Raw genomic sequence first — 22520 nt, forward strand, 5'->3', positions numbered from 1 at the left:
AAATGAAACTGGATCAATCTTCTGTTATATGCCGTTTCGGGACATTGAAAAGAAGTGACCCTAAAACGGGCACGACAAAAAGAACGACCGTTGCAATGGATACGTACAAGTCCGCTTCTTCGCCCTCCAGAAACGTACAAATGGCGGTTTCCTTGAAGAAATGACACGCCGCGGAAGACATGAGCTTCAATCCTAAAAGCCCAATGACCAGAAAAGCAACTCCTTCCAGAAAAGGAAATTTCTCCATGAGTTTCACGAAAGACTGAGCCACAAAACGCATCGCCAGAATTCCGATGAAGACGCCTGTGCAGATCAGATAGATATTATCGGTGAAAGCAACGGCGGCAAAAACGTTGTCAATGGAAAAGGCCAGATCCATCACTTCGACCAGAGCAACGGTTGCCCAGAACTTGCCAAGCAAACCAATGGTATTCCGGTAAAACCAGGAATCTTTTTTCTGGATTTCGTGCTCTTCTTCGGGCTGAGAGCCTTTGAAAAAGTAGCTGAAACAGAGATACAGCAGATAAATTCCGCCGATGGGTTTTAGCCACCAGATTTTTACGAGCCAGGTAGCCGCCAGCAGACAAAGCCCCCGAAATAAATAAGCACCAATAATACCGTATTTCAGAGCTTTGTTACGCTGTTCAGGCGATAGGTCCATGACCATCGTAGCCAATACAGCGGCGTTATCTACGGACAGTAAACTTTCAATCAGGATCAAATTCAGGATAACAAAGCCGGCGGCTTCCAAGTCATTCCCGAGTATTTGGTGTAGAAAATCCATTCTGATTTATCAAAGAAAATTGGGAGAGTATAGGCCCATACCCAGCAAATTTAAGGCATGGAGGGCTAAAAGCTTCATTTTAATGCGATCCTCCGGCAATTATTTACTATAAATCGTTGGATAAGCAGGATTAACACACTTCCTTTTCAAAAACTAAACTATCCTGATTTATTTTGCGTTGCCGACTAATATCAGTGCATAGATGACGCAGGACGGAGGAATCTGCTCATTGGTTTTCCCCATTCATCGTCCTCGACTCATTCAACATTCATGAAAAAGTTACTAGTATTATCTCTCTGGGTATGGACGGCCATCGCGGCTCAGGCCCAGGTGGTCAAGCCTTACGCCCTGAAGTTCTCCCTTTCCAAAAACGAAGTTAAGGTGGGCGAAACGGTAGACGTGATTGTAGAAGTTGATGTAAACAGCGGATGGCATATCTTCTCTCCCGATCAGGATCCCGACGTGGGACCTCTGCCAACGGTAATCAAGTTGAAGAAAAGTGATGCGTACGAAACCGTAGGCAAATTCCGCACGACGAGTAAGCCCATTGAAAAAATGGACGAAATCTTCGACGGGAAAGTTCGCTTTTTTGAAGGGAAGCCTGCCTTTCGCCAGACCGTCAAGATTCTGAAAGAAGGAGCTAAAATTGAAGGAAACATTGGCGGTCAGGTTTGCCAGGACGATGGCTTATGCATTCCCATTAATGATGGTGATTTTAATCTAACCAAACTAAAAGTAATTGCGGCGGCAACGCCCGTTACGGAAGCTCCCAAAACCGAAGAAGCAAAAACGCCCGCTGTAACCAGCACGCCTGCTGATACGGCCACCTCCACAGTAGTTGCACCAACCACGGAAGATACGGATACTATAGCGACGGGATGGGCACCAGTAACGGAGGCCGCTGTAACTCCAGAAGAGGCAAAAGATCAGAAAAGTGGGGTTGGCTTCGGCGATGTTGTATTAGCCTTTCTAGCGGGGTTAGCGGCAGTAGCAATGCCCTGCGTCTATCCTATGATTCCGATGACGGTGGCCATGTTTACCAAACGCGTTGATTCGCGGATGGAAGGCATGACAAAAGCCTTGTTCTATGGTGTCTCGATCATTCTGATTTTCGCTTTTTTCGGAACGCTGATTTCCGCCGTCTTTGGTAGCGGATTTGTGAATTTTATCAGTACGCACTGGATTCCCAACGTATTTATTTTCCTGATTTTCGTTCTCTTTTCCCTGTCGTTCCTCGGAGCTTTCGAGCTGAATTTACCCAGTGCCTTTGTGAATAAAGTAGACGCTCAGGCCGATAAAGGTGGTTGGGGTGGTATTTTCTTTATGGCTTTTGCTCAGGCTCTGGTTTCATTTTCGTGTACGGCTCCGATTGTGGGTACAGCAGCCATTCTGGCGGCCAAAGGCAGTATCTGGGATTCGGCTTTACTAAACATCAGTTTCGGTACGGCCTTCGCCTTACCTTTCGTGATTGCAGCCTTTATTCCGAGCTTTTTGAAAACCATGCCTAAGTCGGGTGGCTGGCTAAACACGTTGAAAGTTCAGTTAGGTTTTCTGGAGTTAGCTATTGCGTTAAAATTCCTGAGTGTTCCCGATCAAACCTATCACTGGGGCTTACTGAACCGTGAAGTATATCTCTCCCTCTGGATTGTCATTTTTGCTCTGATGGGCTTCAATCTATTGGGCAAAGTATTAATGTCTCACGATAGCCCGGTAGATCGCGTTTCGATTCCCCGTACGTTGTTCGCCATTGTAATTTTCTCCTTTGTGGTCTATCTGATTCCCGGCTTATTCGGAGCTCCGCTAAAGCCACTCTCGGGTTTATTACCTCCCGAAACTTCGCAGGAATTTAACCTGCATCACAATGCTCCTACTGCACAACTGGGAACAGGCAGCACCTTACCGGCGGGACGGAAGTACGCCGATTTTCTGAAGTTACCCCACGGACTGGAAGGTTTCTTTGATTACAAAGAAGGCATTGCCTATGCAAAACAGGTGGGCAAACCTGTCTTTATTGACTTTACGGGTCACGGTTGCGTGAATTGCCGGAAGATGGAAGAAACGGTTTGGAGTCAGCCGGAAGTACTGAAACGTTTACGCGAAGATTACATCATCATTTCGCTGTACGTGGATGACAAAACCGAGCTTCCCGAAAGTGAACATTATGTTTCGAAAGTGGACGGCAAACCCAAAACCGCCATCGGCGATCAGAACCTGGACTTTGAAATTTCAAAGTATAACTTCAACGCCCAGCCCCTATACGTGTTAATCGACCCAGATAATGATGCAACACCACTGGTAAAAGCGGTTGCTTACGAGCCTAACGTGGAGAAGTTTATCAGCTATCTCGACGAAGGAAAAGCAAAATTCAGTCAGCAGAAGTAATGATGAAAAGCCATCCCTTTAACAGGATGGCTTTTTTCTTTCTGGAGTAATGAAGCCAGACCTGGGGTTTGAATTTGTCCCCAAGTCTGGCTTCCATAGCGAAACGAAGGAACTTATCGGGAATTGAACATAACTCGCCTTCTTCAGACTCCGCTTACATTCACAAGTAAGGTCTTTCTCTTTGTTCAAGATGACAACTTAAACTTGTGCCCTAAAGTCTAACGAACGTAAATTTTAGCCAGCCCTTTATGTTTCTTTAATGACAGCCGATTTACCTTTGAATCTAAAAAGAAGGTTTTGAGAACAATCAGTAGGATACAACATCCAACTCAAAACCTTGAAACTCAAACTCTGAAAGATGCAACTAGTCGTCGCAACCAATAACCGTCATAAGCTGGACGAAATTCAGACTTTTTTAGGCTCTAGCTTTGAATTAAAAACGTTAGCTGATATTGATTGTACCGAAGAACTTCCCGAAACCGGACGGACGCTGGAAGCCAATTCACTCCAAAAAACCAAGTACCTCGCTGATTACTACAATGTTGATTGTTTCGGCGATGATACCGGACTAGAGATTACGGCTTTGAATGGCGAACCCGGTGTGGACTCCGCTTTTTATTCGGGTTCACGAGATGCTCAGGCGAATATGCAGAAGGTATTAACTCAGTTGGAAGGAGTTACTGATCGCTCAGCTCGTTTTCGTACGGTTATCACGCTGATTATTCAAGAAGAGATTTATCAGTTTGAAGGAATCGTGGAAGGAACCATACTAGAGGCTCCCCGTGGCGATCACGGCTTTGGATACGACCCTATTTTTCAGCCCGAAGGTTTTGATCGTAGTTTTGGTGAAATGACCATGGAAGAAAAAAACGCCATCAACCACCGCACCCGAGCAGTCACGAAAATGGTAGAGTTTTTGACGACTGTGTGAGATAAGGTATCGCTGGCAGCTTTTTCGCTGGTAGCATGGTGTGAATTAGTTCTTTACTTCAGGTTACCTCATAAAAAAGCTGCCAGCTTTTCTGCTGGCAGCGACCTTCTAAAGGCTATTCTATTAACTACAGATCAACTAACAACTATTTCTCCCCATTCCCCAGCGTATCGCCAGCGGCTTTTTTGCCTTTCTTCCCTCCTCCAAAAACAGAGAAATGAACGTAACGTTTGGGTTGCTGGCGAAGGTCAACGAGCAGTTTATCCAAATCCCGAATCGACTGATTCATGTTGGTGTATAACTGATCATCCTTCAATAGTTTTCCAGCGGTTCCCTGACCTTCTTTCAACGCCTGTAACATGGCCTGTAATTCAGCTACGGTCTGGTTCGCTTTTGCTACGGTCTGACCTAAACGAAGGGCATTCAGCGAATCCGTGAAGGTATTTGCCTTGGCCATAATGGGCTTAATGCTTTTTTCCGTTTCTACCAGTTGAGCAGATAACTTACTCAGGTTGGTAGTAATACCCGTCAGGTTTTTGCGGTTTTCATTGATCGTAGCCCGCAGAGCCAGCCCGGTTTCATCCACATTAGCCAGTAACTGATTCAGCACGTCGCCCGTTTGCTTGAAACGAGAAACGACTACATTCAGATTACGAATCAGTGAATCCGCGTCAGTCATAATGGGCAAAGCTTTATCCTGTAAAGCCGCCGTTAAGCCCGCCTGTTTATTTCCTTTAAGTGTATCGCCAGCAGCGATGGCCGAGCCTTTGCCAATTTGCAATTGAATTACTTTTCCCCCAATGAGCCCGTTATCACCTAACAGGGCTACCGTGTTGGTAGTGAGGGGAATGTCTTGGTCCAGCGTGAGGGTTACCAGGATTTTATTATTATGTTCCGTGAGAATACGGGTTTCTTTAACTCGACCTACCGCTACGCCATTGAGCATAATCTGATTGGAGGAGGTTAGTCCATCTACACTATCATACAGCACATAATAATCTCGGGAACTGGAAAACAGATCGGACCCTTTCAGAAAGTTGAATCCGAAGTACAAGACAAGCCCTGAAACCAGGGTCATTATTCCAACTTTTATTTCTTTTGACATGGCTTTTCAAATGTTCATTGAACAATAGTCAGTACTCAGGCAGAAGGTATTGGTATGCGATACTGACTATCTAGACAGAAAACTCCCAAAAGTAGCCCATAACCGGGAAATTGCAGAATAGGATTCTAAAAACACTGAGCCAGACCTTAGGATTTGGCAAGCTTAGGTTTCCGGTGTACCTTTGTCTTTCTGTGTTAGTTAGGCCATTTCTGGAAAGCCAATAAACTGACAATCAGATTAATTTAGCGAAAAAATCTACCATTTACATAAACCTGCTTTATAGCCATGTCAACGGTTACCGCTTCCCGCATTGAACGCGACACCCAACTTTTCGATCTCATTGAGAAAGAAGCTCATCGCCAGGAATATGGCATTGAATTGATCGCTTCTGAAAACTTCACGTCTAAGCAAGTGATGGAAGCTCAAGGCAGTGTATTAACGAATAAATACGCTGAAGGTCTTCCCGGTAAACGTTATTACGGCGGATGCGAAGTGGTTGACCAAGTGGAACAACTGGCTATTGACCGGGCGAAAGAATTATTCGGAGCTAGCTGGGCAAACGTTCAGCCTCACTCGGGAGCTCAGGCAAACGCAGCCGTTTTTCTGTCATTCCTGAACCCTGGTGATAAAATCCTCGGTTTCAGTCTGGCTCACGGGGGTCACCTTTCACACGGTTCTCCTGTAAACTTCTCGGGTAAATATTTCCAGCCTTTCTTCTACGGTGTAGAACAGGAAACGGGTCTGATCGATTGGGATAAAGTAGAAGAAATCGCTTTACGTGAGCGTCCCCGCCTGCTGATTTGCGGTGCTTCAGCCTATTCTCGTGACTGGGACTACGTTCGTCTGCGTGCCATCGCTGATCAAATCGGAGCTTTATTATTAGCGGATATTTCTCACCCTTCGGCTCTGATTGCCAAAGGGTTGTTGAATAACCCCATGGAACACTGCCACATCGTAACGACAACGACGCACAAAACGCTGCGTGGTCCTCGTGGTGGTTTGATTCTGGTGGGTAAAGATTTCGAAAATCCTTTCGGTATTACCACGCCTAAAGGGGACATCCGTACTATGACCAGCCTGCTGGATTCTGCCGTATTCCCCGGCACGCAAGGTGGCCCGCTGGAACACGTGATTGCGGCTAAAGCCGTAGCATTCGGTGAAGCTCTGACGGAAGAATTCGGCGAATATGCCATTCAGGTAAAGAAAAACGCTCAGGTAATGGCTCAGGCCTTCATCGATAAAGGGTATCAAATCAGCTCTGGCGGAACGGATAACCACCTGATGCTTATTGACCTCCGCCCCAAAGGCTGGACAGGTAAATTAGCTGAAAACACGCTGATCAAAGCTGACATCACGGTGAACAAAAACATGGTTCCTTTTGACGATAAGTCTCCCTTCGTTACTTCCGGTATGCGGGTAGGAACGGCTGCTATGACGACACGTGGTCTGAAAGAGAATGATATGTTACAAATTGTAGAGTGGATTGACGACGTGTTAACGCACAACGAAAATGAAAGCTACATCGCAGAAGTGAAGAAAAAGGTAAATGCCTGGACTGAAAACTTCCCGCTGTACCGCTAATTAAATAATTATAAGGTTGAAGATCGTTTGAAACAGTTTAAAAGCTTTGAAGTTTACTCTTCAAATCAACTGCTTCAAACGATCTTTTTTATTGAAGAGCAAAAAATGGATAGTCAAAGGTTGAAACGTTCGGCTCTGATCTATTAATTTACTCTTTTGAACATCAGTATAGCCGAAATTTTTATTCATATTTAACATTTATACAATGCCTCTGGATCAACATTGGGACGAAAATGAAGAAGAAACGGGCGGTGAAATGACCTTCATTGAACACTTGGAGGAACTTCGCTGGCACATCATCCGGGCACTCGCGGCCATTATCGTCTTTACCGTTCTGGCGTTTGCTTTTCATAACGAAATCTGGAATGGCATTATCCTGGCTCCCAGCCGACCCGATTTCTGGACCTATCGCAAGCTTTGCGATTTAGCCCAGATCGTGAATGCTCCTGATTTATGCGTTCAGAAAATTGACTTCATTCTGATTAACCGGGAAATGACGGGTCAATTCATGATGGCCATTACCTATTCCTTTTTCATTGGTTTATCACTAGCCTTTCCGTATGCCTTCTGGGAATTATGGCGATTCATTAAACCAGGTCTTCGGGATGTGGAAATTAGTGCTTCCCGGGGGTCGGTATTTTGGGTAACGCTCCTGTTTTTCTGCGGGGTAACCTTCGGTTATTTTGTGGTCAGTCCCCTGGCCATTAATTTCCTTGCTGATTTTAAGATTGATGAATCCATTCAAAATCAGGTAGATATTTCTTCTTATGTGAGTTTGCTGGTAATGATGGTTCTGGCCTGCGGTCTGACTTTCCAGTTACCGATGATCATTTTCGTGTTATCGCAGGTGGGGATTATGACTCCTAAGTTCATGCGGGACTATCGGAAACACGCCTTCATTGTTATCCTGATTATTGCGGCGGTTATTACTCCTTCACCCGACGTATTCAGTCAGATGCTGGTAACGGCTCCTTTATTATTACTTTATGAAATCAGTATTTTCGTTTCGGCAAGAGTGAATAATAAACGGGAAAAAGCCCGACTTGCCAGCGAAATTGCAGAAGAAAACGAAGCTCGATTTAGAGAAAATAACTAGGAAAAAGCCTCTGAGAAATCAGGGGCTTTTTTGTTAGTTACCGATTTGCCATTATTCCCACAGTCGAAGTTTCACTGTGGATAACAAGCATATATTCCTTAACTGATATCTCAAAAGAATGGAGAGATCAGGGGAAACTTTTAGATTATGAACGGTACCTCATGACCTAATAAATTAGAAGAAGATAATAAGGTCCTTCGCTTCGCTCTGGATGAAGGAAAGAAGTTGATAACCTACTGAAACGTATCATCATCTTTTTGACCAGAAGTGACAAATCGCGTCTCTACTTTAAGGTGCCTTGCCAAATAATAATAATCAACGCATTACCCGTCGAAACCTGCAACATCACCCCTACTTTTAACGTATCGTATTTTGAATAGTAACCCCGCAAGAAATGAAAAAATATATACTGGTATTACTAGGATCATTGGTCTTCTATCCTGCCCTGGCCCAAAAACCTCTTTCACTTTATTCACAGAAACAAACGCAATTATTGGAAAAGGCGGCTCGCCAGTTGGCCGATCAGGAAAAGACCTCCTATACGAAAGCTCTGGATCTTGTCAATAAACGCGGCTGGTTTGTCGAGCGGCTGTATGCCAATGGTCGTCGTATTAAACTTCAAGGGCTTGATGCTCTCGGAGAACCGGTATATATAACTACTTTTTCGAACGTAATTGCCGCCGCAACAACCCGCACGAATACGCTTCAAAAGGGAGGAAGTCTGGGATTAAGTCTTACGGGTGGAAGCTCCGTTATGAATGGCCGTTTAGGCGTATGGGACGGTGGGGCCGTTCGCCCAGATCACGTGGAATTTTCAGGTCGGGTAACGCAGGTAGATAACGTCACGAGTAATAACTCACACGCTACGCACGTGGCCGGAACAATGATTGCCAGTGGAGTTAACCCATTAGCCAAAGGTATGTCTACGGGAGCTTCGCTTCGGGCCTGGGATTTTAACAATGATATTTCAGAAATAACCAGTGCTGCTTCGGGTTTGTTAATCTCCAATCACTCCTACGGACAATTGGCGGGCTGGCAACTGGACGAAGACGGCACGACCTGGCGTTGGTACGGCACCGATGCCGTCAGCGAAACAGAAGATTATAAATTTGGCTATTATAGCTCTAATGCTCAATCGCTGGATCGCATTGCCGTTAACTCACCCAATTACCTGATCTGTTTTGCGGCGGGTAATGACCGCGATGCCAATGGAACCAACAAACCCGCCGACGGAGCTTCGTATAGCATCGGTTCGGGTTCTACAACCAGTACGAAAGTCCGCAAGAGCAATGGAGCTTTTGATAATATTCCAACCTATGCTACGGCAAAAAATATCCTGACCGTTGGAGCAGTGTATGGCTTACCTCAGGGTTATAACTATGCTTCAGATGTGCAGCTAGGCTCATTCAGCAGCACTGGACCTACCGACGATGGGCGTATTAAACCTGATATCGTTGGCGATGGAGTCAATGTTCTCTCTTCTACTTCGTCGGCCCGCGATGCGTATGCTACGCTTTCAGGCACTTCGATGGCATCCCCTAACGTTTCGGGAAGTCTGTTTTTGCTACAGGAGCTTTACAGTCAGCAGAATAACAACCAGTTCATGCGTTCTTCCACGCTGAAAGGATTAGTAATCCATACCGCAGATGAGGCCGGAAACAAGGGGCCAGATTATACCTACGGCTGGGGATTACTGAACATGGAGAAAGCCGCCAAGGCTATTCTTAATCAGGATAAGAGTTACTCCATCGCTGAACGCGAATTAAGCTCAGGGCAAACCTACACGCAACAAGTGATTGCTTCCGGTAAAGGTCCGCTAGTCGTAACCATCGCCTGGATTGATCCCGAAGCAACGCCCTTAACCGTCAATGCGGCGGCTTTAAATAACCGTACACCCCGATTAGTGAATGACCTGGATATTCGGATTTCAGATGGAACAACGACCAGCCTTCCCTACATTCTCGATCCTGAAAATCCTTCCGCTCTGGCCACTCGTGGAGATAATATCCGGGATAATGTTGAGCAGGTTGTCATTGAGAATCCCGTTCCCGGCCGGACTTATACCATTACCGTTTCTCACAAAAACAGTTTATCCGCCCCTCAGGCTTATAGTTTAATCATGAGCGGTATTGGCGGAACGGCCTACTGCTCGGCTCTGGCAACCAATACGAATGTCAGTAAAATCAGTAAAGTCGTTTTCGGTACCATCAATAATGCCTTACCTGAAGGTTGTTCAACAAATCTCGTATTTGCAGACCAAATCGCTGAAGTATCTACAGGCCAGACCATTAATTATGAAATTACCGTAGCAAACTGTAACGGAACCAGCACCAGCAAAACGGTAAAAATCTTTGCCGACTGGAATCTGGACGGTGATTTCGAAGATGCGAATGAAACGCTGGGAACTTCATCCGTTTTGCAAAGTGGAGGCCTATTCAGCGGAACCGTTACTATTCCTTCGGGCGTCACTACCGGGCAATTCATTCCCTTACGAATCATTACTCAAGAAGGCTCAACAGCTATTACGGCGTGCGGTAACTATACTGCCGGACAAACGCAGCAATACGCATTGAAAATTGTTACGCCTGCCAAAGACGTAGGCATAACCGCATTGCTTTCGCCCGAAGTGAATTTTTGTTCCGGCGGCAGTACTTCTGTGCAGGTAACGGTGAAGAATTTTGGTACAGAAAATCAATCTTCTATCCCCATTACGGCTCAAATCAAAGAGGGATCTACCACGGTAGCCACCTTTTCCGGCCAGACCAGTATTAATGCCTTTCAGCAGAAAAATGTGTGGTTGACGGGATCGTTTACACCCGAAGCTACCAAAACGTATACCATTACTGTTACCACAGCCTTACCGGGAGATCAACAATCCAGCAATGATGGATTAACGCAAACGCGGACGAGTGCAGCCCTGGTTACTCCCGTCGCTACCGCTCAAACCTGCGGAACAGATACGAAGGTAACCTTGCGAAACTCTGCTTCCGGCACTGCTTTCTGGTACGATTCGCCCAGTGGAGGTAACTTACTCGCCATTGGTAATGCCACTTCTATTACTCAGAAACCCGCCTCTGGTATGATCTATGCCAGCCTGAACGAATTCAGCGGCACGGTAGGCCCGGCTAATAAATCGGTTTATCCGGGTGGTGGATATAACCAGTTTACACCTGCGATTACTGTACATGCCGATATTCCGGTAGTACTGGAAAGTGCCCGATTATACATTGGCAATAGCGGTACGATTACTTTTTCGGTTGTTAATGCTTCGGGAAATATATTCTCCAGTGTAACGCTGGATGTAACGGCTACTAGAAATCCGGCGGCAACGGGTGCCAGTACGGACGACGCTAGTGATAATGGGGCCATTTACCCACTCGGACTGAACATTCCGGCGGGAGATTATCAAATTCAGATTGCATACGGCAATGGAGCTACGATTTACCGAAACCTGAGCAGTAGCACCAAGCCTTATCCATTCAGTATCAGTAATATCTTTTCGATTACGGGGAATGGAGCTGGTAGTGCCGCTTATACCTACTATTATTACTTCTACGATCTGAAAGTAAAAGCCAGCGGTTGTTCCAGTAATCGGGTTGCAGTGCCCGTAACAGTAGGAACGGTTACCTCGCCTGCCCGCATTACCGCCGGAGATAGTGCCCTGGTGTGCCAGAACGGAACCCTCACCTTACAGGCTAACACTGGAACTGGATTCATCTATCAATGGTACAAAGAAAACCAGACGATTTCTGGGGCCACTTCGTCGACGTATACGCTCAACCAGGCTGGAAGTTATACAGTAAAAGTTTCGGAACCTTCGGGTTGTGAGACGACCTCTTCCGCTACAGTGGTACGCAGTCAGGCTGTAACGATTCCGACCATTAACCGTCAGGACTTACAGCTAACTTCTTCCGCAGCAACGGCGTATCAATGGTATCGGGATAGTACGCTGATTTCGGGAGCCTCATCTCAAACCTATCTGGTTGGGCAATCGGGTTCTTACCAGGTGGAAACTACGCAATCGGCTGGTTGTAAAGCCCGTTCGCAGGCCGTTACCGTGGTTATTACATCGGTGGAACCCGTTCAGAAGACAACTATTTTCAAGGTATCACCGAACCCGGCTCAGGAACGTATTCGCATTGAATATGATAACCCTACCGCTTCCAATGTCTCGGCAACTATTTTGAGTAGTGATGGGAAAACGCTTCTAACGCAGCAGATGTCTCCGTTAGGAACGGGTTATTACCTTGACGTAGACGTTTCCCGCTGGAGTAACGGATTATATCTTGTGCAGATTATCGACGAACATGAACGGGTAAGTCAACGGTTTATCAAGAATTAAGTCCGTAGAGACCTCAATTAATCTGTTTAGCCTAATCAAACCCGGTTACAGTAAACAGATTAATTGAAATGGAAAGCATGAGACGGGATCAATCGACGTCTCTACGGGAATAAAAGGAAAATGCGACTCGTTTCAGCGAGTCGCATTTTTTATGGTGGTCTATTCCTTCGCCTGTAATCTCGAACATAGAGAGAGACCTTCTGTAGGCATGGGACTATTTTTGGAAAAGGCTCATTAATTTCAATCAGAAACTATTACTCGCAACTCATAAGTAAGGTTCTTCGCTACGCTCTGAATGACAGGAAAGAATTATTAGTAGTTAACCACAGTACAACCTCTAGTTTCCTCTAAAGAACTGAAGAATAACGATAACCAATGTCGAATAAAAGGTACTGGCTATAATCTTAATCAACGTCGGAGCAATCAAAGCCAGGCTTAAAGATTCGAGACTGAAAAGTAACGCATGATGCAGTAATGCGGCAATGAATGTATAGCGAATCACCCACCAGAGATTCATCACTTCCAGTGTAGGTTCGTTACGTTCTTCGTATCCTCGGGCAGGTGTTAATAACCTCAGAATACCGGGACGGGCAAAAGCCAGAAAAACCGTACAGGCCGCGTGTAATCCTAACGTATTATAAAAGAAATCGACGAAGAAGCCGGAGACGAAGGCCAACAACAACACCCAGGTTTTGGGAGTATCAAAAGGCAAAGAAAGAACGCTGGCAATGTATATAAAGCAAAAGGCATGATCGAAAAGGATCATGCTTCGAAAGAAAAAGACCTGAAGCAATAAGTAAAGAACTACCCAAAAGGCAATACCTAAAATATTTCGATTCATGGGGTTAAATGCGGTTTGGGTTTAGGGTTTTTATGTTTGGAGTTTGGAGTTCGTTATTAACTCTAAACCCTAAACTCAAACCGCTAAACTCTTTTACTTGACGGTACTTTCGAGTTGTTCCTGCTCTTTCTGAAGGCGATTATTAATGATATACACGTAGGACAGGTTACGTAAATCCGTCGCAAGTTTTACATCAATATCCCAGAACGTCTGGTCTGAACTAACGCCTAATTTTTTAACAGTGCCCACCATAATTCCCGCCGGGAAAACGGAGTTAAAATGCGAAGTAACAATAGTATCCCCCATTTTTACCGACTTATAACGCGACACATCGAAGAGCTTCACGATCTCGGTATTTTGTCCTTCCCAACGGCTGGAACCAATTTCTCCGCTACGTCGTACCTCCGAAGAAACCCGCATGGGCGGATCAATGTGCAGAATAGAAGTTACCAGAGAAAAATGCTCGGAGCAGCCTTTAACGATACCCACTACACCCGTGGGAGAAATAACACCCATTCCCGGCTGAACGCCATCCGCTGTGCCCTTGTCGAGGGTGAGGTAGTTATTCTGAGCCACAACGATGGAGTTTTTCACCACTTTGGCTACCACCGGCTGAAACCGCGTAGCAACCGCTGAATCCGCTTTGTAGTTAATAACGCTGGGTACCTGTTTATTCTGGAGCTTGGTTAACTCCGCATTCAAACGGGCGTTTTCAGCCGCCAAGCCCGCATTTACCTGCCCCAGATTCAAATATTGCGTGACGGAAGCCTGTAACTGAAGGCTTTTGGCCACGTAATAATTGGACGTGTGGAAATAAATCGAGCTTGGGTAGTTGTTAAACTTGAAGTAAAACCACAAGCTTAAAACTTCGAGCAGGATGAATAAAATAAAGGCCCGCTGCCGGGCTATAAAAGCAAAAAGCGAATTCATGCAACGGGAAGCAAAAATGAGAACGTAAGTAACCGAGTCAGTTGAGGCCTGGGTTACTTACGTTTTACGCTGTCCTGAAATTAACTAATAAGAACGGCCTTAAATTTATCCAGATCTTTCAATACTTCGCCCGTTCCACGAACGACAGCCCGCAGAGGATCATCGGCGATGTGAATCGGAAGTTTTGTTTTTGCACCCAGACGTTTGTCCAATCCATGTAATAAGGCACCGCCACCCGTCAGGTGAATACCGTTGTGGTAAATATCCGCCGAAAGCTCTGGAGGTGACGTTTCAAGAGCCTTCATGGTAGCTTCCTCAATTTTCGAGATCGATTTATCAAGGGCATATGCAATCTCCGAATACGTTACTTTAATTTCTTTCGGAATACCCGTCATCAAATCCCGACCACGGATTTCGAAATCCGCGGGTGGGTTTTCCAGTTCGGGTAAGGCTGCTCCTACTTCGATTTTAATCATCTCAGCCGAACGCTCGCCAATCAGGAGGTTATGTTCCCGACGCATGTAATCCACAATATCACGGGTAAAGACATCCCCGGCAATGCGAACGGATGCTTCACAAACGATACCCGAAAGTGCGATCACGGCAATCTCCGTTGTTCCCCCTCCGATATCCACAATCATGGAACCGTTGGGTTGCTGAATATCGATACCGATACCCAAGGCTGCGGCGATGGGTTCGTGTACCATGTACACCTCTTTTGCACCGGCATGCTCGCACGAATCTTTTACAGCTCGTTTCTCCACTTCGGTAATACCGGAAGGAATACAAACTACCATGCGGTGAGAAGCGGTGAAGAAACGCATGCCTTTGCGTTCGTCAATCATTTTAATCATCCCCCGAATCATCAACTCGGCTGCCGTAAAGTCGGCAATAACGCCATCCTTAAGGGGACGTATCGTTTTGATGTTTTCGTTGGTTTTTTCGTGCATTTGCATGGCTCGATGACCAATGGCCAGTACTTTGCCAGTGGTTTTATCGAGGGCGATAATAGAGGGTTCGTCCACTACTATTCTGCCTTTATGAATAATGAGCGTGTTGGCCGTGCCCAAATCGATCGCTATGTCGCTGGTTAGGAAATCGAATAATGCCATTGGAAGCCTCTGAGCGTCAGTTTTTTTAGTTCAATTCTTAGGAATGTGCAAAATTAGGCAATCTTCGAAGAAATATCTTCGAAACGTTTTTTAAATAATACAACTTTAACTTTAGTTGTTATTTGCCGGTAGTATAGGTATTTCCAATCTGTATGTAATAAATTCCAACGCAGAACCAATTCACTCAACCATCTGTTAATCAGTACGTAACGATATAATTTACATGAAAAAAAATTCAAAAGAAAATCATACAGTCACGAAAGAAGAACGTTTCCTCAATCAACTTAAAGCCGAAATTCACTCTTTTTTTGATATTAATTACAAAGAAGCCTTCACTATTTCGGAGTTATGCGATCAGATGGATGTACGGGGAAAGTCCCTGCGGGAGATTTATCGCCTCATGATCGAAGAGCTCAACGAAGAAGGAAAATTACTTTTCGCTCAAGGTAAGTATCAGGTAGATACGGGCTTACGTTACCGCACGGGCCGGGTAGAACACACCAACAAAAATTTTGCGTTTGTTGTGCTGGACGACGCCAAACCCGACGAGCCTGACGTATATGTTCCAACGGATAACCTGAATTCTGCCATGGATGGCGATCAGGTACGGATTTCGATCTGGAAAGGCAGTAAGCGTTCTGGCTATCGTCCCGAAGGCGAGGTGCAGGAGGTTCTTCACCGAACCCGGCAGGAAGTTGTAGGAACTTTCGAACAGATGAGTCCAAAATATGGATTCGTTTATCCCGACAATCGCCGGATTTATACGAATTTTTTCATTCGAAGTGAAGATTTTAATGGCGTAGAAGACGGTCAGAAAGTAATCGCCGAGATTACTAAATTCCCCGTAGAAGGGCAGCGGGCCGAAGGTAGGGTTAAAACTGTACTAGGAAATGCGGGTGATAATAACACCGAAATGCACGCAATTCTGGCCGAATTTGGTTTACCCAATGAATTTCCAGAACACATCACAGCGGCGGCAGAAGCCATTCCGGAGAAGATCACCCCGAAAGAAGTTAAAAAGCGTCGGGATTTCCGCCCCATTACTACGTTCACGATTGACCCCGCCGATGCCAAAGATTTCGATGATGCTCTTTCCATGGAGTATCTCGAAAATGGTAATATCCGCGTAGGCGTTCACATTGCCGACGTTACCCATTACATCCAGCCGGGAACGGAGTTGGAAAAAGAAGCCTACGCCCGAGCTACATCGGTTTACCTGGTTGACCGGACCGTGCCGATGTTACCCGAAAAGCTTTCCAATAACCTTTGTTCGCTTCGGCCTAATGAAGATAAGCTGACCTTTTCAGCCGTCTTTGAACTTGATGACAAGGCCCGAATTATCAATGAATGGTTTGGCCGAACCATCATTCACTCGGATAAACGCTTTAGTTACGAGGAAGCTCAGGAGTTACTGGAAGCTGAATTAACAGAAAGTGAAACGCCTGCCACGCCAGAAGCTACGGACAAGCCCAAAGGCCGAAAGAGAAAGGTAGAGGCCACCGTTAATTTCCAGAAAGATTTGCACGTGTTGAATGATCTGGCCAAAACACTACGGGCTGAGCGTTTCCGTAAAGGAGCGGTCAATTTTGAAACGGTTGAAGTTAAATTCCGTCTGGATGAAAATGGGAAGCCTCTCGATGTATATCAGAAAGTTCGGAAAGACGCTCACAAGCTGATCGAAGAATTCATGTTGCTGGCCAATAAGCGAGTAGCGGAATTTGTCTTTAATCTCAAGAAAGACGAGCCTCGTAATACGATGGTATACCGAATTCACGAAGCTCCCGATAAAGATCGCTTGAAGACCTTTGCGGATTTTGCTCTTCGTTTCGGCTATCAGGTCAATGTAGAGGGGAACATTGCCAGCTCGCTCAACCGCATGATGACGGCAGTGGAAGGTAAGCCCGAGCAAAACCTAATCGAGAACCTGGCCGTACGAACGATGGCCAAAGCTCGCTATTCGACGGAAGAGATTGGTCACTTTGGTTTGGCTTTTGCTCATTATTCGCACTTTACCTCTCCCATTCGTCGTTACCCGGATATGATGGCTCACCGTTTGCTTCAACATTACCTAGACGGCGGCAATTCAGAGAACCGGAACGAATACGAAGGTCGCTGTAAGCACAGCTCCGAACGCGAGAAAATGGCCGCCGAAGCTGAACGGGCCAGTATTAAATACAAACAGGTTGAGTTCATGCAGTCGCATCAGGGCGAAGTCTTCGACGGTATGGTTTCAGGTGTTACCGAGTTTGGTTTATTCGTGGAAATCAAAGAAACCGCCAGTGAAGGTATGATTCGCTTGAGTGATTTGAAAGATGATTATTATGATCTGGATGCTGCTAATTTCCGATTAGTAGGTCAGAATTCAGGACGTATTATCAACTTTGGAGATAACGTTCGGGTGAAGGTAAAAGAAGCCAACTTAAGTCGCCGGATCATTGATCTGGAATTATTAGGCATCTTGACTACGGGCGAGTCTCCCCGACTCAAACCCATTCCATCCTCAGGTAACAGGGGTGGGAACCGAGGCGGTGGGAACCGAAATCGTAAGCCTTCCAGCTCTTCGCCAAGAGATAAAAATCGAAATAGTTCTTCTCGAAAAAAACGCTAATTACTAAATAATAATTATTTAAGAACCGGGTCGATAAGATCCGGTTCTTTTTTTTAGAAGATGAGCGATGCTTCCAAAATGACATTTTACCAAATGATAGAGCCTATTACCTCTTCTTTTGAACGAAGGAATAGACCTTGGCTTTTAAGATTGATAATGATACCTTATGACCCCATAAGTTAGAAGAAGGAAATAAGGTCCTTCGCTTCGCTCTGGATGACAGGCCCTGATGATATGATGTCCCCACAGGTGTGCGATAATTATAAATACCAACCAGTGTCCCCGAATTTCATCCGGATCCATCCAGACCGGGGAAGTAACATTCAAAGAAATCTTCCCAAGGCCAAGTAAGCTCTACACCCGCTCGTACGAAGGGAAAAGCCTACTTACTTTTATTTGAATTTCATTGACAGATTATCTCTAAGGTATTTGTATGATTATCAAATAATTAATAAACGCAAACCGAAGCTTTTACCGGTTATTAATAAATTTTTTGTAACTTAAATCGTTTAAAATACACGACTGATCTATACTTCGGTATACGCTTCATACAGCATTTACTCTAAAGGCCTCTGTACTCTATGCAACACTCTCCAATCTCTACTCTATTAGGGCAACTGGACGAATACAAGCGAAAGTTTTATACCAACTTGCTGTTAAAGGGTATTCTCTTTTCGGCAGCCGTGGTGCTTTCGGCCTATTTGCTTTTGAATACCCTCGAATATTTCGGCCATTTCGGCACGATCTTCCGCACGGTTCTTTTCTTTGGTTTTGTCGCCGTCTTTCTGTTTTCCATCATCTTCTGGGTAATCAAACCATTGGTGTATTTATACGGAAAACAGAAGCCCCTTTCCAATGAACAAGCCGCTCAGCAGATTGGACGTTTTTTCCCGGAAGTGGGTGATCGATTACTAAACACGCTTCAACTCGTTGGACTGAATCATAACCAGAACGAGTTAATCCTGGCTTCTATTGAGCAGAAGTCACAGCAACTGACGCTGGTCAAATTTGCGGATGCGGTTAAGCTCAATGAGAATAAAAAATACATCAAGTTCGTAGCCATACCGGCTTTGGTCATAGCAGCCATTCTCCTTGTCTGGCCGCAGTTTTTTACCAAATCCACGACGCGGATTGTTTATTTCACCAATGAATTTGCGGAAGAGGCTCCCTTTACTTTCCTGCTTGAAAACAAAGAATTACAAGCTTTCAGAAACGAGGACTATACCGTCCAATTAAGGCTTCAGGGCGAAGCCATTCCCGAAGCCGTGTATCTGACTTTCGAAGGACGACGCTTCAAGATGGAATCGACCGATCAGCGGCATTACCAATACACCTTCCGCAAAGTGCAACAGGATATTGATTTTAAGTTTGAAGCAGCGGGTTATACCTCTCGTGCGTACGAAATTGATCTCATTGCCCGACCTAATCTGACGGGTTTTGCGGTGAACCTCCATTACCCGGCTTATCTTAATAAACCCACTGAATCCGTAGAAAACACGGGTAACCTTTCCGTTCCTGAAGGAACCCGCATTGAATGGGAATTTGACGCGTCTGAAACAGATGCTGTTAACCTGGCTTTTGAAGGAGAAACTGGACAACAGACTGCGAAAAAGGCCCTGATTGGAGGATTTTCTTTTGCTAAACAAGCTCGTAAATCCGGCGAGTATCAGGTTTTTCTGAAAAATAAATACGCTAACAATCGCGAGCCGGTTAGCTTCTTCCTGAACGTAATTCCCGATAAGTATCCTACCATTTCACTCGAACAATACCGCGATTCTACTTTATATAACTATCTGGTGTTAGGTGGAAACATTGGGGATGACTATGGGGTATCGAATCTCAAACTTTTTTATCGCATCCAGCGGGAAGGCAAGCCTGAGCCTAAAGCATATGCTTCTCTGGGTATTCCCTTCTCTAAAGGCCAAACCATTCAGAGTTTTTATTACCAATGGTCTACTGATAGTCTTAGACTGGCCCCGGGCGATAAGATTGAATACTTCGTTCAGGTATGGGATAATGATGGCGTCAATGGAGCAAAAGCAGCCAAGACGGGCGTAATGAACTATTCCATCCCTTCTAAAAAAGCGATTGACAAGGAAATTGAACAGGCCATTGATAAAACCGAGCATCAGATGGACCGCTCTTTGAGTAAAGCTCAGCAACTCAAAAAGGAACTCGAAGCTCTGGAAACTCGCCTGAAGAACAAACGTGATCTGGATTATCAGGATAAAAAACAGGTAGAAGAACTGCTGAAAAAGCGGCAGGAACTACAGGATGAAATCCGGCAGTTACAGGAATTGAACCAAAGCTTAACCGAAAAGCAGCAACGTTTCAGTGAACAGAAACCCGAGTTAGCTAAGAAGTTCGAGCAGCTCCAGAAGCTCATGAATGAGTTAATGAAAAACGACTCGGATAAACTCTATGAGCAACTCAAGGAAATGCTGGAAAAAAATCAGGACGAACGCATGCTGGACTTGCTGGATCGCCTGAAGTCAAAGGAGCGTAATGCCGAGAAAGATCTGGATCGGGCGATGCAGTTATTCAAGCGTCTGCAACGCGAACAAAAGTTGGATAAGTCTATCGAAGAGTTAAAAAAACTGGCTGAAAATCAGGAACAATTAGCTCAGAAAACGGATCCGGGTAAAGATCAGAAATCAGATAAAAATCAGCCGAACGATTCAAATAATGAGGACTCTAAGGATCCTAAAAATGATAAGAACGAAAAGGACTCTTTGAAAAATCAGAATACCGACCAGAAAGATCAGGATTCTAAAGAGAGTCAAAAGGCCGATGAAAATGCCTCTCCCCTTCAGCAGGAACAGCAGAAACTACAGGATGACATGAAGAATGTCAAGGAAGAGCTGAAGCAGGTGGAAGAACTAAATAAAGAGCTCAAAGACATGGAAAACATGGATATGGGCAAGCAAGAGCAGGAAGACATCTCCAAACAGCAGGAACAGAGTATGCAGGATATGAAGCAGGGCAATCAGAAATCAGCCGCTAAAAAGCAGAAGCAGGCCGCCCAGCAAATGCAGAAACTGGCTCAGAAACTGTCGGACATGAAACAGGAAGCGGAGATGGAAGAGAATCAGGAAAACATGGATCACCTACGCGATATTCTGGAAAATCTGGTTCACCTGAGTTTTGATCAGGAACGCTTAATGAAGGAGTTCCGGGGCATTCAACTGGCTGATCCTCGCTTCGTAAAACTGGCTCAGGAGCAAATCAAAATGCAGGATGATGCCAAGATCATTGAAGACAGTTTATACTCCCTGGCGAAACGCGTCATGCAAATTGAAGCATTTGTTACCCGCGAAGTAGGCAGTATGAAGAAAAATATGGACGATGCTGCCAAGTCGATCCGTGAGCGGAAACTGTCCCAAGCCACCGCTCGCCAGCAGTTTGCCATGACGAACATGAATAACCTGGCTCTGATGCTCTCGGACGTGCTCAAGCAAATGCAGGATAACGCCATGAATATGATGGCTTCCGGCAAAGGAAAAGGCAAAAAACAAAAAGGCAACGCCCCCGGCATGAGTAAGCAGCAGGAGAAAATGAATCAACAAATGCAGCAGATGCAGCAGGGTGGTAATAAACAGGGTCGACAATTCTCCGAGCAAATGGCACAGATGGCTGCTCAACAGGCGGCTATTCGCAAACAATTGCAGGAAGCTATGGAACGGCTGAAAGGAACAGAAGCAGGTAAGAAATTGCAAAACGAAGCGAATGATCTTATGAAAAAGATGGATCAGACGGAAGAAGATTTGGTTAATAAGCGGCTTACTCCAAATACCATTAACCGTAATAAGGATATTCTGACCCGCTTACTGGAGTCTGAAAAGGCGATTCAGCAACAGGAAGAGGACGAAAAAAGGAAATCAGAAACGGCAAAACCCCTTCCTCCCAAAGTCCCCCCTGCCTTTGAACAGTACGTAAAGGAGAAGCAAAAGCAGACCGAGTTATTACGAACGGTTCCGCCCTCTCTGGCTCCGTTCTATAAAAAGGAAGTGGATCAGTACTTTAAAAAACTTCGTTAATCCTACTGAAAGCTGAATCGAAAGGTTCAGCTTTTTTCTTGCTTCAGGTTTATGATTGCTGTGATTGTTAGATTGCAGCACCAGCTTGTACGTTATTAATAGTCAGGTCGTTAGTTATGCACGATCTTATCCACCGGGTTTTCCACAGAGTTATCCACCGTTTCATTTTCAGGCTTCTATCCTACTTGAATTCGCCTTATCTTTGTGATTCTCAATTTGTTTCTGAATGATTCGCTATTTCATAGAGGACGTAGAATTTAAAGTCCCATTTCCACAAAAAACTCGTCGCTGGCTTAACACGGTTGCCTTGGCTGAAGGATTTAAAATCCATGAGTTAAATTATATTTTCTGCTCTGACGAGTATCTACACAAGATCAATATTGAGTATCTGGATCATGATACGTATACAGATATCATTACGTTTGATAACTCAGAAGAAGAGAGTCTATTAAGCGGAGATATTTTTGTAAGCGTGGAACGAGTTGAAGACAATGCCCGTTCACTCAATACTCTTTTTTACGACGAGCTTTGTCGGGTACTCGTGCATGGCGTCTTACACCTTTCGGGGTATCTGGATAAGACGGATGAAGAGGAAGCTGAAATGCGTCGTTTAGAGTCTCACTATCTGGCTTTAAGACCTTAATATTTTCACGTGAAACATTACTTTTTGATAAAAAAATAAGTTTCCACGTGAAACATTCAAAAATTACAAAAATTCACACAGCCCTAACGTTTACTCATACAAAGCACTAAGTACTGAAAATGAGTAAC

13 protein-coding genes are annotated in these 22520 nt (G+C 45.0%); 8 read left to right on the plus strand and 5 right to left on the minus strand.

Features of this window, described 5'->3' with window-relative positions:
* Positions 1-13: 13 nt before the first annotated feature.
* Entirely contained in the window at positions 14-784 is a 771-nt protein-coding gene (locus tag QE357_RS00915) for a TerC family protein (RefSeq protein WP_106636413.1), read from the minus strand.
* Between the two features lie 270 nt (positions 785-1054).
* On the opposite strand from QE357_RS00915, the gene QE357_RS00920 reads away from it, so the two are divergent.
* Positions 1055-3166 (plus strand): thioredoxin family protein, encoded by a 2112-nt coding sequence (locus tag QE357_RS00920; RefSeq protein ID WP_309705063.1) that lies wholly within the window; start codon positions 1055-1057, stop codon positions 3164-3166.
* Between the two features lie 358 nt (positions 3167-3524).
* Positions 3525-4097 (plus strand): RdgB/HAM1 family non-canonical purine NTP pyrophosphatase, encoded by a 573-nt coding sequence (gene rdgB / locus QE357_RS00925; protein ID WP_106636415.1) that lies wholly within the window; start codon positions 3525-3527, stop codon positions 4095-4097.
* A 145-nt stretch (positions 4098-4242) separates the two neighbouring features.
* Here rdgB and QE357_RS00930 read toward each other — a convergent pair whose 3' ends face one another.
* Entirely contained in the window at positions 4243-5202 is a 960-nt protein-coding gene (locus tag QE357_RS00930) for an MlaD family protein (protein WP_106636416.1), read from the minus strand.
* A 285-nt stretch (positions 5203-5487) separates the two neighbouring features.
* On the opposite strand from QE357_RS00930, the gene glyA reads away from it, so the two are divergent.
* The 3 genes from glyA to QE357_RS00945 all read left to right on the plus strand — a co-directional run bounded on the left by glyA (position 5488) and on the right by QE357_RS00945 (position 12221).
* The gene (glyA, locus tag QE357_RS00935) at positions 5488-6783 is read left to right on the plus strand and encodes a serine hydroxymethyltransferase (protein WP_106636417.1); all 1296 of its coding nucleotides are present in this window, start codon (positions 5488-5490) and stop codon (positions 6781-6783) included.
* A 205-nt stretch (positions 6784-6988) separates the two neighbouring features.
* A complete protein-coding gene (gene tatC, locus QE357_RS00940) occupies positions 6989-7879 on the plus strand; it encodes a twin-arginine translocase subunit TatC (protein WP_307141695.1) in 891 nt (296 codons plus the stop codon).
* A 394-nt stretch (positions 7880-8273) separates the two neighbouring features.
* Entirely contained in the window at positions 8274-12221 is a 3948-nt protein-coding gene (locus tag QE357_RS00945) for a S8 family serine peptidase (RefSeq protein ID WP_309705067.1), read from the plus strand.
* Positions 12222-12558: 337 nt separating this feature from the next.
* Here QE357_RS00945 and QE357_RS00950 read toward each other — a convergent pair whose 3' ends face one another.
* The 3 genes from QE357_RS00950 to QE357_RS00960 form a co-directional block, all read right to left on the minus strand.
* Positions 12559-13062, minus strand: coding sequence for a hypothetical protein (locus QE357_RS00950; RefSeq protein WP_106636419.1), 504 nt, complete (start codon positions 13060-13062; stop codon positions 12559-12561).
* Positions 13063-13155: 93 nt separating this feature from the next.
* Positions 13156-13992: a rod shape-determining protein MreC gene (gene mreC / locus QE357_RS00955; protein WP_106636420.1), complete on the minus strand. Its 837-nt coding sequence runs from the start codon at positions 13990-13992 to the stop codon at positions 13156-13158.
* Positions 13993-14072: 80 nt separating this feature from the next.
* The gene (locus tag QE357_RS00960; protein ID WP_106636421.1) at positions 14073-15104 is read right to left on the minus strand and encodes a rod shape-determining protein; all 1032 of its coding nucleotides are present in this window, start codon (positions 15102-15104) and stop codon (positions 14073-14075) included.
* Positions 15105-15327: 223 nt separating this feature from the next.
* Here QE357_RS00960 and rnr point away from each other — a divergent pair, with 223 nt between their 5' ends.
* The 3 genes from rnr (at position 15328) to ybeY (ending at position 22392) form a co-directional block, all read left to right on the plus strand.
* Positions 15328-17712, plus strand: a complete 2385-nt coding sequence (rnr, locus tag QE357_RS00965) for a ribonuclease R (protein ID WP_309705073.1) — start codon at positions 15328-15330, stop codon at positions 17710-17712.
* 581 nt (positions 17713-18293) lie between these two features.
* Positions 18294-21749 carry a DUF4175 family protein gene (locus tag QE357_RS00970; RefSeq protein WP_309705074.1) on the plus strand — a complete coding sequence of 1152 codons (3456 nt, stop codon included), beginning with the start codon at positions 18294-18296 and terminating at the stop codon, positions 21747-21749.
* A gap of 226 nt (positions 21750-21975) precedes the next feature.
* Positions 21976-22392, plus strand: coding sequence for an rRNA maturation RNase YbeY (ybeY, locus tag QE357_RS00975; protein ID WP_106636423.1), 417 nt, complete (start codon positions 21976-21978; stop codon positions 22390-22392).
* Positions 22393-22520 lie beyond the last annotated feature (128 nt).

Origin of the sequence: Siphonobacter sp. SORGH_AS_0500 (assembly GCF_031453245.1) — a bacterium.
In the GTDB taxonomy this organism is placed as follows: domain Bacteria; phylum Bacteroidota; class Bacteroidia; order Cytophagales; family Spirosomataceae; genus Siphonobacter.